This is a genomic window from Bacillus sp. AFS037270, assembly GCF_002585305.1.
Window position 1 is genome coordinate 146,782 of sequence record NZ_NUNF01000014.1, and the last position, 13,382, is coordinate 160,163.

A 13,382-nucleotide genomic window follows, 5' to 3' on the forward strand; every position below is an offset into this window, starting at 1 on the left:
AAAATTAACTGGACAAGAAGGGTTTAATATATAGGTAAGCGATTACTTGCTATCTGAATAGTGGGAGGAATTAGGATGGGGAAAATATTAGCTATTACTGCTTGTCCAGTTGGTATTGCTCATACGTATATGGCCGCTGAGAATTTACAAAAAGCCGGCCTCGCGTTGGGTGTAGATATAAAGGTCGAAACACAAGGTTCCATTGGTATCGAAAATGCGTTAACGGACCAAGAGATTGCCGAAGCAGATGGGATTATTATTGCAGCAGATAAAGAGGTTCCAAAGGACCGTTTTGTTGGGAAAAAACTGATTGTTACCGGTGTTCAGGATGGTATCCGTAAACCGGAAGAATTAATTAAGCGGATTCAAAACGGTGATGCTCCGGTTTATAAGGCGGAAGCAGGAGCTGTTAGTGGGGCTGAAAAGAGTAGCTCAAAGGAAAATCCGATTTATAAGCATTTAATGAATGGCGTTTCGTATATGGTTCCATTCATTGTGGTCGGGGGATTATTGATTGCTATTGCGTTAACACTTGGCGGTGAGCAAACACCAGGTGGAATTAAAATTCCGGATGGATCCTTTTGGAAACACATTGAGAGCCTGGGTGCTACTTCCTTTATGTTCATGGTGCCAATCTTGGCTGGTTTTATTGCCGTAAGTATTGCCGACCGGCCAGGACTCGTACCAGGTATGATTGGCGGTTATATTGCAGCCAATGGTAGTTTTTATGGAAGTACGGCAGGTGCTGGATTTATCGGGGGGATTATTGCCGGTTTCTTAGCTGGTTATGTGGCTCTTGCGATTAAGAAAATTAAAGTCCCAAAAGCCGTTCAGCCAGTAATGCCGATTATCTTTATACCAATTCTATCAAGTGTGATTGTAGGATTATTATTTATTTTTGTTATTGGTCATCCAGTGGCAAGTGTGTTTACCGCTTTAACTAGCTGGCTTGCTGGAATGCAGGGCGGAAGCTCTATTCTTTTAGCGATGATTCTTGGTGCGATGATTGCTGTTGATATGGGTGGTCCATTTAATAAAGTAGCTTTCCTATTTGGTTCAGCCATGATAGGGGAAGGAAACTATGAAATTATGGGTCCAATTGCGGCAGCGATTTGTATTCCGCCAATTGGCCTTGGACTTGCTACTTTCATTAACAAGCGTAAATTTAGTCAAACGGAAAGAGATGCGGGTAAGGCATCGTTCACGATGGGATTATTCGGGATAACGGAAGGGGCGATTCCATTTGCTGCCCAAGATCCATTGCGTGTGATTCCGAGTATTGTTGTTGGTTCAATGGTTGGTTCTGTGATTGCGATGCTTGCTGGTGTGGGTGATAGAGTTGCACATGGTGGTCCGATTGTGGCGGTATTAGGTGCGGTTGATAATGTAGTTATGTTCTTTGTGGCGGTTATTATTGGTATTATTGTTACGGCATTTATGGTTATTGCTTTGAAGAAGAATGTGGAAGGTCCTGTACCGGTTGCAGCAGGTGTTGGCCCGGTTTCTGTGGCAAGTGCGACTGCGACTCATACAAAGGTAGAAACTGCTGTTAATACGGATATTAATAAATTAACGGATATAACCGATCTAGAACTAATTGATATCGATTTAGAAGGAACGACACGTGATGAAGTGATTGATGAACTGGTTGCTAAGTTTGATACTGAAGGTATTTTAAGTTCGAAACTGTCATTTAAACAAGCGATTTTAAATCGTGAAGGGGAGAGCTCTACTGGGCTTGGCATGAATATTGCGATTCCTCATGGAAAATCAAGTGCAGTGAAGCGTCCAGCAGTTGCATTTGGGATTAAGCGTGACGGGGTTGATTGGAAGAGCTTAGATGGTACGGATGCGAAGCTAATCTTTATGATCGCTGTACCAGAGAAAGCAGCAGGGGATGCCCATCTAAAGATATTGCAAATGTTATCACGGAAGTTAATGGATGACAGTTTCAGAGAGCAATTATTAGCGGTTACTTCTAAAGAAGAGGCATATAAGTTATTAGAAACTATTAAGTAATAGAAGGAAAATAGCTAATACTAAGGACTCTTATGGCCTTGGTATTAGCTATTTTTATTTTGAAATCTAAACCGCCATGGAGTTTTCTCTAATAAGAGGAATCCTAAGTAAGTTCCATATATATGGAGTATTACATCGTCAATATCCGTCCATCTATCTGGCTATAATAGATGCAATGAGCTCATGGTTTGAACTATTTCCCGACAAATATTTCATGATAAATAAAGATAAATCCAGTGTTGGTGCATGTTAGGTTCACTTTTAAACAAACGTTTATGTAATGTTGAAAAAGAAGAGAAATCATAGATTCATGTTGTATATAGAGAAACAAAGCAAATCTTGATGCAAAGTCAGTTAATAATCTATTGCTTTCTTATGTCGTTACCGACAATTTTCTTTCATACTAACTCAAAAAATCCATACAGAACATTGATTTCAGCGGTTTTAAACAAACGTTTAGTTAGTATCTCTTATATGGAATGATGTCGAAACCTTGCTGAATGATGGAGAATCTCTGTGCTTCTCCCGCCATGAAGATTGTCGAGTAAAAGACGCCCATGATTATCCAGTAGATTATTTTTCCAATAAAAAACACCAATTCTTTGATCGAATTGGTGTTTTTGCCGTAATCGAATGAATCTTATTTCTGCATAACAAATTAAACTGAATTTTTAAAAATAAAAAAATATTCAAAAAAATAACTTGATTTTTAAATCAGCCAGAATTATAGTGAGTGTAAGAAACAAAGTTTCACCAAAACGAAATTCAAGAAACTTAGTTTCTCGAGTGAAATCCCTTTGCACTTTTAATCTAATTCGTTAAAAGTCTAAAAAACCCTTTTAAAACAATTAAATTTCATCGGCTAGGAAATTCCGTTACCGATTAAAGAAGGAGGAGAGCAAATCATCTATCAATGATGTGTATGAATCCCAGGCAACGTAATCAGTAAAAGGTAAGCGTATACAGGTAAGGTCAACTTTATTTTATAAAAGGAGATGTTTTTCTAAATGTTGATAACCATGAAAGAATTACTTACAGTTGCAAAGGAAAATAAATTTGCCGTAGGAGCTTTCAATGTCGCCGATAGTTCCTTTTTACGAGCAGTGGTCGAAGAGGCCGAAAGTTTAAATTCTCCTGCTATCATTGCCATTCATCCATCAGAATTAGAGTTCTTAACAGATGAGTTCTTCTCTTATGTCAGACATCGCATTTATGCAAGTCCTGTTCCATTCGTCATTCATCTGGACCATGGCGGTTCGATTGAAGAAATTCTGAGAGCGATCCGCTGCGGTTTTACATCGGTCATGATTGACGGATCCTTGCTTCCATATGAGGAAAACGTGGCCTTAACGAAGAAAGCAACCGAAATAGCCCATGCAGTTGGGATCTCGATCGAAGGGGAATTAGGAACAATCGGCAGCACGGGGAACTCCGTGGAAGGCGGCGTGACTAAGGTTACCTATACAGATCCTGCGGAAGCAAAAGATTTCGTTGAACGTACAGGGGTTGATACACTTGCTGTCGCGATTGGAACAGCACATGGTATTTATCCCAAAAATATTAAGCCGGAATTGCAAATGGATATTTTGAAAGAAATCAATGAGCTTGTAGACATTCCACTCGTTCTACATGGCGGATCTTCTAACCCAGACAGCGAAATTGCTCAATCCGTCCAGTTAGGCGTAAGTAAAATAAACATTTCTAGTGATATGAAATACGCTTATTTTACAAAGGCTCGCGAGATTTTAAGCACAACTGAATACTGGGATCCAAATGTGATTTACCCAGACTGCATTAAAGAAGCACGTAAAGTGATTAATTATAAAATGCACCTCTTTAACTCAGTAGGAAAAGCCAATCTATATGAACAAAAAACCACACCCAAACAAGAAGAAAAAGTCTTAACTGGTGGTTTATATAAATAAAAGCGCATTTCCTTTTACCTACAACACGACCTACTCCTTCTAAACTATTCTTCTAAGATTCTTCACCTACTAGACTACCATCAAAAATCTATTGTAAAGGAAAGGGATTCTTGATATGTCTTTTCCACAATTAAAAGATTACAAAGCTATTGTCACCAACATGCTAGCGGAGGCCGGGATTGTTTTGACGGAAGCAGAGCAAAGGGCGATTGAAGTTGCTGACTTTGGTCTAAACGATCTTGAGGTATCAGGGTTACAGTTAATTACCTATATCAATAATGACCGCTATTGTGCAAAGGAATTGGTGCTGTTTCCTCATCAGACCTGCCCAGAGCATCGGCATCCGCCTCGTGCAGACGGAGATCCGGGGAAACTCGAAACCTTCCGCTGCAGAAAAGGGACCGTTTATCTATATGTGGAAGGAGAGGCCACCGCTAATCCGATAGCCGAACCTCCAGCTCAGGACCGACAATACTATACTGTCCTTCATGAAGTTGTTTTACAGGAAGGCGAGCAGTACACGATTCCTGAAAACACGAAACATTGGTTTCAGGCAGGGGAGCAAGGAGCTATTGTTTCTGAGTTTTCCTCCAATAGTGATGATCCATCAGATATTTTTACAGATCCGCGAATCGTTCGCGTACAAGATTAACTATGTGTGAGGGAGAAGGTAACCTTCTCCTTCTCATTAAATGTAATTTTTTTAAAAATGATTTCATTGTTATGAAAGCGTATTCATCTAATCTTTCAAACTTTCTTTTAAAAATAGAATCAATACTTTAAATGGGGGAAAAGTCATGAAACTGAAAAAGTTTTACATTCTTTTGTTGGTATGTATGATGATTGCGTTGTCTGCATGTTCATCCGATCAGTCATCCACAAAGACGGATGGAAAAGATAGTAATAGTAATGTTACCACGATTAACTTTGCTGCTATTAAAACATTTGGTGTGGATTCTTGGAAAGAACTGATTAACAAATTTGAACAGCAGAACCCTACTATTAAAGTAAAGCTAACACAGATGCCTGCTCCAGCGAAAAGCACTGAAATTCATCAGTATCTTGTAACTTCCTTACAGTCCGGTCAAAGCGATATTGATGTTTTTACTGGAGACGTTGTCTGGGTTCCAGAGTTTGCAGCTGCTGGATGGACAGAGCCAATGGATCAATATGTGAACAAAGACGAGTATTATCCAGGGGTTATTGATGCTCTAACCTATAACGGAAAATTATCCGCCATGCCATGGTATGTGGATGGAGGAATGCTTTATTATCGTAAGGATTTATTAGAGAAATATAATAAGCCAGTGCCGAAAACGTGGGATGAAATGCTTGCGACGGCAAAGGAAATTCAAAGCAAAGAAAATAATCCAAAACTTCAACAGTTTGTATGGCAAGGAAAACAGGCTGAAGTACTTGTTTGTGACTTTGTAGAATTCCTAGGCAGCGCCGGTGGTTCAATCTTAAACACTCAAGGAAAATCCAATGCTGATTCACCAGAATTCTTAAAAACGCTTAAATTTATGAAAAAGTTAACGGATGATAAAATTTCTCCAAAATCAGTGTTAACGTTTGACGAAGAACCAAGCAGAACGGTGTTTACGGATGGGAATGCGATTTTCCACCGTAACTGGTCCTATGTTTGGAGCGTTGCGCAAGATCCAAAACAATCTAAAGTGGTCGATAAAGTGGGTGTAGCTCCGCTACCATCCTTCGATGGCAATAACAGTTCCTCTACAATGGGTGGTTATCAGTTCATGGTGGCAAAGAATTCTAAGAAGAAAGATGCAGCGATTAAATTTGCGCAATTCTTATCCAGCAAAGAAAGCCAGTTATACTTTGCAAGCGAGCTTGCCTTCAGCCCAACAAGACCTAGCGTGTTAGAGGACAAAGGTTTACAACAGAAAAATCCATTCTTAACTGGTTTGGATAAAGTGTTCCAAGGTACAACGGCTCGTCCTGTAAGTCCGGACTATCCTAAATTGTCATTAGTCCTTCAATCCAATATCTCAGGTGTCCTCTCTAATAGTATCAAGGCAGATGATGCTGCTAAACAAATAGATACTGAATTGAAAAAAATTACGAAACAATAAATACCTTGGAGGCACAAACTAAGTCATTCGTTTGTGCCTTCAAGTATATGAGGTGAGTGAACCATGGAAAAACAAGTCATCAGCAGCACCCCTGCCAATCTATTAGTTGTGGAGAAACCGAAGACGAAGAGGAAGTTCAATAAGCCCATGATGATTGGGTATCTGTTCTTACTGCCATCGCTATTGATTCTGTGTGTGGTAGGGATTTATCCATTGATACAAACCCTTTATTTAAGCTTTTTTGATGTTTCCTTAACGAAACAGGGATCACATTTTATTGGATTAGAAAATTATAAGAATCTATTTAGTGATATTTGGTTTAAAGTGGCTTATAAAAATACGTGGATTTTTACTGCAATTTCGGTTTTGATGGAAACCCTCCTAGGTCTCGTTATTGCCTTAGTCCTGAATAAGAAATTTAAAGGAAGGGGCTGGGTTAGAGCGTGTGTGTTAATTCCATGGGCGATTCCAACGGTCGTTTCTGCTAGGATGTGGGAGTGGATCTTCAATGCCGAATATGGAATTTTAAATTTTTTATTAGTAAAAACAGGAATCATTGATAGCAATGTCAATTGGCTTGGTGAAACGTCTACTGCGATGTTTGCTGCTATTTTCTCTGATGTGTGGAAAACGACGCCATTCATGGCGCTAATTATATTAGCTGGATTACAAGGGATTTCTTCGAGTCTTTATGAAGCAGCGGATATTGATGGAGCCAATAAGTGGAGACAGTTCTCTTATATCACGTTCCCATTGCTGATTCCTTCTATTATGATTGCCGTGCTATTGAGAGCACTAGATGCCTTCCGTGTCTTTGACTTGATCTTTGTTTTAACAGGAGGCGGTCCGGCTAATTCAACCGAGGTTCTTTCTTCTTATGCCTATAAGACCACATTCTCGGCAGGAGAAGTTAGCTCTGGTGCGGCGATGTCATCCCTAATGGCTGTCTCTGTGTTTGTTTTAGCGATCGTCTTGCTGTTCTTGATGAATAAAGCTTCTGAAAAAATAGAGGGAGGAAAGTAAAATGACTAATACAATTAAACGTTCTCCCGTTTATATCCTTGCCCTTGGAATCATCGTGTTTCAACTGGCACCATTTTTATGGCAGGTGATTACATCATTAAAATTAGATAAAGATCTATCATCTCTGCCGCCAATCTTTCCGAATAAAATAACTTGGCTGCACTATCAAAATATATTTCAAAATACACATTTCTATAAATATATTTTCAATAGTGCGGTGGTCGCAGTCAGTGTGACATTACTTTGCTTATTCCTTGGCAGTCTGGCGGCTTATTCATTAGCTAGGCTGCCGATTAAAGGGAAAGGCCTTATTTTACTATTATTTCTGTCCACTTCGATGTTTCCGCAAATTGCGGTCATTACGCCTCTTTACAATTTAATTAAAGGAATTGGGTTGTATAACACCTATTTTGGGTTGATTTTATCGTATATGCTGTTTGGTCTTCCGTTGAGTGTATTGCTTTTGTACGGTTTCTTTCGGAATATTCCTTATGAAATTGAAGAGGCCGCATATATGGATGGGTGTGGTTACTTCCGTACGTATTGGCAGGTTTGTTTACCGTTAATGGCCCCGGGCCTTGTGACAGCGGGATTATTAGTGTTTATCGCATCGTGGAATGAGTTCCTTTTTGCAATTACCTTTACGAATAGCATTGAAGCCCAGACCATTCCGGTCGGGATTGCGATGATGCCGCAAATGTTCTTCGTCCCATGGGGAGATACAGCTGCCACTTCCATCCTTGTCACGCTGCCATTAATTTTACTGGTCTTAATTTTTGAGAAAAAACTTACACAAGGAATTATGGGGGGAGCGGTAAAAGGATGAAAACAATCGCATGCGGGTTTACAGCCAATATTGATTTATTAGGAAAAATTACGCCAGAGTTTTATGAAGAGATAAAGTGTGGTGCATCGGGGACACCCAAAGCCTTTATTGACTCGTGGCAGGATTTTTGTACGGCTCTTGATTGGAATATTAGGAGAGGAAGCGGTGGGGAGTACATCGTTGCCGACAATTCTATTCTGAAAAAGTTAGAGGCTAAACTGAATTGGCACAGGGCGATCGGTGGGACGGGCTTGCAGGCGGGGTGTGCCGCCAGTCGTGCCGGTTATCGTTCATTGGTGAATATTCCGATTCAGTCAGAGGAACTGGAAAGTATCATTTCAGGCGTGGAGGAGTTGGTCCTGTTGTCGGACCAGGAGGGGGATGTGCCGAAGCACTATATTTTAGAATATGAGATTGGCGGCTGCTTCAACCGGATTATCTTCCGGAGACAAGATGAATTTACGGCCAATTTGATTGCCAATAAGTTTTTGAGAGAGCTTTCTCAGAATGATGTTCGTTGGCTGTTGTTATCGGGATATAATTCTTTTGATAGCAGTGCGGAGATTGATTTGTTTTTAAAGAATAACCTGAGAGTTTTAGAATCTCTTGGGAGTAAGAGGCCGAGGGTTCACCTGGAGCTGGCAGCAATCTGGTCTTTAGATGAACAGTGGAGGATTATTAATACGCTGGGGCAGCATGTGGATAGTCTTGGTGTGAATGAGGATGAATACCAAGAGTTATTAGGAATGAAGGATTCACTATTGAGTTTGGACAATGAGGAACTCTTGGATGTAATGGAAATGGCATGTAACCATCTGGGTGTGTCCAATTTTATCTTGCATACGAAGCAATTTTCGCTAGTGCAATCGGAAAAATATGATACTAGTATTTGGGGGAAAGCATTAGCAAATGGTAATAAGTTTGCTTTTTCACGGGCAGTGAAGGGGACGATTTGTGACCAAGCGACCATCGATCATTTAACGGCCGGTTGTGAATTCCATCCAAGAGGGGAAGAGCTGCGGAAGTTGACTCAAAATCGAAGGGATATAACCGTTATTCCTGCGTATGTTGGCGAGATTACCAGTACCATTGGGTTAGGGGATACTTTTACCGCTGGATTATTAGTAGAAGCTCCTGTGGAATTCGTTCCCAACAGGAAAATTTCGTTAGGCTAAACGTTGGAAAAATGGCATAATTAATATAAAAAGGATGGTTGGGATTATGACTTCCGTAAAGGAAAATAATTTATTAAATACAGTGAATAGCTTATATCCAACCTTACATGATGCCGAGAAAAAAGTGGCGGAATATGTCATCAAAGAGTATTTTAATGTGATAGATATGAGTGTAGCTGAGTTGTCTGAACAATGTAATGTAAGCGAAGCCACCATCGTAAGATTCTGTAAACGGATTGGTTTGAAGGGCTTCCACCATTTTAAAATAACTCTAGCTAGAGAAATTAATAATCCTGAGAAGACTACCCATTCACCGACGATTCACTTGGATAATCTAGCGGAATCTATAAACAATATTTTTGCGTATAAGATAGATGAGCTGAAACAAACGGCGTCCTTTTTGGATCCGAAGGAATTGCAAAAGTGTCTTGATGTAATCAGTGCGAGCAGTCTCGTTCACTTTGTGGCAGCAGGAAATTCGATTCCCGCAGCGCTAGATGGGGCATATAAATTTAATCAAATTGGGATTCGCTCGATTGTGAATAACACCCCCGAGATGCAGGTTTCAGTTGCTCATTCCTTGACAGAAAATGATGTGGTGATTGGTATTTCGAATTCTGGAAACTCTAAATTATTGCTTGAAATCTTTGAGATAGCGAAGAAGAGAAAGGCCACCACCATTTGTATTACAAACCATATGAAATCTCCGCTTTCGCAGATGGCAGACATCATATTAACCAATATTTCAAATGAGAAATTATTTTTTAAAGAATTTAGTTTTACGATTTTGCCAGCGATTGCTGTCATTGATACGTTGTTTCTATTATTAACGAAAAAGAATTTTGATCGTTCGATTCAATCGATTAGTGATCGGGAGCAGGCATTGTCAGATTATAAGTATTAATAGAAGGGAATTGGATATTATGCGATTACAAGGAAAGAAAGTTATTAGCTTAGTACATCATGAGTTTGAAGATTTAGAGCTTTGGTATCCGATTTTACGTCTACGAGAAGAGGGCGCAGTGGTCCATCTTGCAGGGGAGAAGGCCCATGAAAAATATATAGGGAAATATGGTGTGCCGGCGGAATCGGATTTCTCCTATAACGATGTGAAAGCAGCGGATTATGATGCGATCTTAGTGCCAGGAGGATGGGCGCCAGATAAGATTCGGCGCTTTCCTGAAGTTCTTTCGCTCATTCAGGAGATGGATGCGAGCGAGAAGCCAATCGGACAGATTTGTCATGCAGGCTGGGTGCTAGTTTCTGCTAAGATCTTGAAGGGGAAAAAGGTTACGAGTACACCTGGTATCAGGGATGATATGGAGAATGCCGGTGCGACTTGGTATGATGAGCCTGTTGTTACTGATGGACACTTGGTTTCAAGTCGGCGTCCACCAGATCTGCCTGATTATTTACGGGAATTCATTCATGTATTAGAACGAAAATAATTATTTTGGAAGCGCGGAAGCGCGGGGACGTTTCTCGTGCTTCTTTTTTGTATGAATGGAGCTTATTGAGTGTTAGGCTCCTCTAGTTATTTTTTACATAATGGGGGAATGGCGATGTTAGGTGCAATTGAAGCTGGGGGAACCAAGTTTGTTTGTGCTGTGGGGGAGAAGGATGGTTCTATTAGAGAACGTGTGGAAATCCCGACCACGGTTCCGTCGGAAACTATTGTAAAAGTGGTTGAGTTTTTTAAGAGGTTTGAGTTAGATGCGATTGGGATTGGATCGTTCGGTCCGATTGATGTGAATCCTCAGAGTTCAACATACGGTTATATCACTTCGACTCCCAAAGAAGGGTGGAGAGATTTTCCGTTTGTGCAGAATATGAAGGAATCCTTCGACGTCCCTATTGGCTTTAATACGGATGTGAATGCTGCTGCATTGGCAGAGGTAAAGTTAGGAGCCGCAAAGGGGCTGGAAAGTTGTTTATATATTACGGTTGGAACCGGAATTGGGGCTGGGGCGGTGGTTCAGGGGACGCTCTTACAAGGGCTTTCTCATCCGGAGATGGGGCATATTCTTGTGAATCGTCATGCTAGTGATTCCTATCAGGGGAAATGTCCTTACCATCAAGCTTGTTTAGAGGGCCTTGCGGCGGGACCGGCGATTGAAGAACGCTGGGGTGAGAAAGGCATCGACCTCGTAGGGCGTGCGGAGGTGTGGGAATTAGAGGGATACTACTTAGCGCAGGCTCTCATGTCCTATATCTTAATTCTTTCACCGCAAAGGATTGTGATGGGCGGTGGGGTGATGCACCAACAGCAAGTATTTTCTTCTATTTATAAATACCTTCCGGAATTGATGAATAACTATGTTTCATTACCTGATTTGAAGGATTATATCGTAACCCCAGGATTGGGGGCTAACGCAGGGATCACCGGAGCGATCTTGCTTGGTGAGATGGTATTGGGGTGAAGGGAGTTTGGGGACAGTTTGGAATCATTGAAGAAGTCTACTTTTTTTGTATTTGTTTTGTCCTCAATTATTTTACACGCAAAAAGGCACAACTGGCGTTAAGGAGCTGGTTGTGCCTTTGATGTTTTCATTAATGTTAATATTATTAGATAGAGTTTGTACTTCAATTGAAATGAGGAGTTGTTTATTAATGAAACTGATTTCATGGAACTGCCAAACTACTGTCGAAATTTGAATAAAAGTAATCATTGAAATTGTAAGCGCTTACTATTAAAATTAATATGGGGTGATGACGTGAGTGGTCATCGTTGTATTAAGGCGTAGGCGGGGCCAGTACAATGACAAGCTAAAATAGAGTGACAATTATGCGGTGATTTTATATAGAGATAAAAATAAAGGGGAGAGGGAATTTGAATAATAGTAAGATCTGTTTTAGTGATTTTATTGAGGAAGATCGATTTGGACTGAATGAATATTTAACGTGTTTATTTGATCAAATACGAGAATTCTGCCCGAAAAGAAATATAACCGAATTGCAAGTTGAAAACCTAAATACTTATTAGATTTTCTAAAATCAGACGGGCGTAATCAATATAGGAAGATTACGCCTTTTATCTTGTCTATTTATGTTAGCAATATACTATGTTGCTAATCGAAAAAAGCTACTCTAGGCTATCACAAATCTGTGAGCTCCTAGGGTAGCTTATTAAAATTTATATGATTACTGGAAATTAACAGCGATATCTTTTACTTGGTCTTGACTAATAACGATTTGGTAATTGTTTGCTTTTAGAATATCATCGTAAAGTTTCTTACCTTCACCACGAATTTGTTGATAAACTAACTGTGTCTTTGGATCAAAGTTTTTTGCAGAAAGTCCAAGGCTCAACATATCTGAGGTTGACATATTAGTTGCTAGAATAAATTGAGGGATGGTTTTAACTAGGTCTGGCAACTTTGTAATATTGCTTGGGCTTAGGGCTGTTTTGGCAATACCTTTTAAAGCTTCTTCTTGTAATTGTTGACGGCCGTATTCCCCATTTTTAAGTGAGTAACGCTCATGTACAACCTCGGTTACCATTTTTCCATCGAAAGAATAGGTACCCGCACTGATTAATTTGTTCTTATTTTCTGCATACCAAGGGTGTGTTAATTTCACATCAAATGGTACATCCATCTCAATACCGCCTAAGGCATTAACCATCGATTGGAAGCCTGAGTAGTTAGTTTCCACATAATAATTAATTGGAACACCCATAAATTGACTAACAGCTGTTACAGCAGCTTCCACCCCTTTTTGGGGACCTTGTGTTGCTTGCTTGATATATTGAACACTTGTTAGCTTTGTATAACCATACCCATCTAAATGTACACGGGTATCTCGGGGAATACTTACTGCTTGGTATTTATTCTTATTTAAATCGACATGGATGAGTATCATAGAATCAGTATGACCTATTTTTTGACCTTTTCTTTGATCGGAACCAATCAAAAGTACGTTAAATACAGGTGTTTTAACCTCGACCTTTTCCTCTGCGGTAGACGAATTAGATGAACTAGAAGCCTTTTTAGCACCAACAACTGGCACTGTAGAAAAATGATTTTTGGGTTGTAATTGATAGTATTCATAACCTAATGCAGCAATCCCCAATACAAAAATGCTTAGGACGCTAAAGCCTACGATTTTCCACTTTCTTTTACTGTTATTCTTCATATCTTCCTCCAGAAAAATTAGGGTCAATCTATTATAACTGGTAAAACTCACTATTTGTTGAATTCAACAGTATTTTGTAAAAAATTTGTAGATTCTAATTTTTAAAAGAGTCATTGTGTACCGATTTCGTTCTTCTCATGCCTTCGAAGCACAAATGTAAACTAAAACCATTAATCATTTATCATCC

General features: G+C 39.8%; 11 protein-coding genes. 10 read left to right on the plus strand and 1 reads right to left on the minus strand.

The features are described from left to right. The first annotated feature begins 75 nt into the window (after window positions 1–75). The 10 genes from COD92_RS07380 to COD92_RS07425 all read left to right on the plus strand — a co-directional run bounded on the left by COD92_RS07380 (window position 76) and on the right by COD92_RS07425 (window position 11,481). A complete protein-coding gene (locus COD92_RS07380; protein ID WP_098996072.1) occupies window positions 76–2,019 on the plus strand; it encodes a PTS fructose transporter subunit IIABC in 1,944 nt (647 codons plus the stop codon). A 1,007-nt stretch (window positions 2,020–3,026) separates the two neighbouring features. Continuing rightward, window positions 3,027–3,944: a ketose-bisphosphate aldolase gene (locus tag COD92_RS07385; RefSeq protein ID WP_098996073.1), complete on the plus strand. Its 918-nt coding sequence runs from the start codon at window positions 3,027–3,029 to the stop codon at window positions 3,942–3,944. Between the two features lie 115 nt (window positions 3,945–4,059). Beyond that, complete coding sequence (locus COD92_RS07390) at window positions 4,060–4,596, plus strand: cupin domain-containing protein (RefSeq protein WP_098996074.1); 537 nt, start codon at window positions 4,060–4,062, stop codon at window positions 4,594–4,596. A gap of 145 nt (window positions 4,597–4,741) precedes the next feature. Further along, a complete protein-coding gene (locus COD92_RS07395) occupies window positions 4,742–6,037 on the plus strand; it encodes an ABC transporter substrate-binding protein (protein WP_098996075.1) in 1,296 nt (431 codons plus the stop codon). Between the two features lie 369 nt (window positions 6,038–6,406). After that, window positions 6,407–7,060, plus strand: a complete 654-nt coding sequence (locus COD92_RS07400; protein ID WP_483295671.1) for a carbohydrate ABC transporter permease — start codon at window positions 6,407–6,409, stop codon at window positions 7,058–7,060. A 1-nt stretch (window position 7,061) separates the two neighbouring features. Then, window positions 7,062–7,886 carry a carbohydrate ABC transporter permease gene (locus tag COD92_RS07405; RefSeq protein WP_098996076.1) on the plus strand — a complete coding sequence of 275 codons (825 nt, stop codon included), beginning with the start codon at window positions 7,062–7,064 and terminating at the stop codon, window positions 7,884–7,886. Continuing rightward, window positions 7,883–9,061, plus strand: coding sequence for an ADP-dependent glucokinase/phosphofructokinase (locus tag COD92_RS07410; RefSeq protein ID WP_098996077.1), 1,179 nt, complete (start codon window positions 7,883–7,885; stop codon window positions 9,059–9,061). The genes COD92_RS07405 and COD92_RS07410 overlap by 4 nt, the downstream gene beginning before the upstream one ends. 46 nt (window positions 9,062–9,107) lie before the next feature. Then, window positions 9,108–9,965 carry a MurR/RpiR family transcriptional regulator gene (locus COD92_RS07415; protein ID WP_176550405.1) on the plus strand — a complete coding sequence of 286 codons (858 nt, stop codon included), beginning with the start codon at window positions 9,108–9,110 and terminating at the stop codon, window positions 9,963–9,965. A gap of 19 nt (window positions 9,966–9,984) precedes the next feature. Next, window positions 9,985–10,509: a type 1 glutamine amidotransferase domain-containing protein gene (locus COD92_RS07420; protein ID WP_098996079.1), complete on the plus strand. Its 525-nt coding sequence runs from the start codon at window positions 9,985–9,987 to the stop codon at window positions 10,507–10,509. Window positions 10,510–10,623: 114 nt separating this feature from the next. Continuing rightward, complete coding sequence (locus tag COD92_RS07425) at window positions 10,624–11,481, plus strand: ROK family protein (RefSeq protein ID WP_098996080.1); 858 nt, start codon at window positions 10,624–10,626, stop codon at window positions 11,479–11,481. A gap of 721 nt (window positions 11,482–12,202) precedes the next feature. Here COD92_RS07425 and COD92_RS07430 read toward each other — a convergent pair. Next, a complete protein-coding gene (locus COD92_RS07430; RefSeq protein ID WP_098996081.1) occupies window positions 12,203–13,195 on the minus strand; it encodes an LCP family protein in 993 nt (330 codons plus the stop codon). Window positions 13,196–13,382: the final 187 nt, after the last annotated feature.

What these genes read in the sequence shown, in the direction of transcription:
- COD92_RS07380 (WP_098996072.1), top strand. Translation starts at nt 76, where the DNA reads ATGGGGAAAATATTAGCTATTACTGCTTGTCCAGTTGGTATTGCTCAT.
- COD92_RS07410 (WP_098996077.1), top strand. Translation starts at nt 7,883, where the DNA reads ATGAAAACAATCGCATGCGGGTTTACAGCCAATATTGATTTATTAGGA.
- COD92_RS07420 (WP_098996079.1), top strand. Translation starts at nt 9,985, where the DNA reads ATGCGATTACAAGGAAAGAAAGTTATTAGCTTAGTACATCATGAGTTT.
- COD92_RS07415 (WP_176550405.1), top strand. Translation starts at nt 9,108, where the DNA reads ATGACTTCCGTAAAGGAAAATAATTTATTAAATACAGTGAATAGCTTA.
- COD92_RS07425 (WP_098996080.1), top strand. Translation starts at nt 10,624, where the DNA reads ATGTTAGGTGCAATTGAAGCTGGGGGAACCAAGTTTGTTTGTGCTGTG.
- COD92_RS07385 (WP_098996073.1), top strand. Translation starts at nt 3,027, where the DNA reads ATGTTGATAACCATGAAAGAATTACTTACAGTTGCAAAGGAAAATAAA.
- COD92_RS07430 (WP_098996081.1), bottom strand. Translation starts at nt 13,195, where the DNA reads ATGAAGAATAACAGTAAAAGAAAGTGGAAAATCGTAGGCTTTAGCGTC.
- COD92_RS07405 (WP_098996076.1), top strand. Translation starts at nt 7,062, where the DNA reads ATGACTAATACAATTAAACGTTCTCCCGTTTATATCCTTGCCCTTGGA.
- COD92_RS07395 (WP_098996075.1), top strand. Translation starts at nt 4,742, where the DNA reads ATGAAACTGAAAAAGTTTTACATTCTTTTGTTGGTATGTATGATGATT.
- COD92_RS07390 (WP_098996074.1), top strand. Translation starts at nt 4,060, where the DNA reads ATGTCTTTTCCACAATTAAAAGATTACAAAGCTATTGTCACCAACATG.
- COD92_RS07400 (WP_483295671.1), top strand. Translation starts at nt 6,407, where the DNA reads ATGGAAACCCTCCTAGGTCTCGTTATTGCCTTAGTCCTGAATAAGAAA.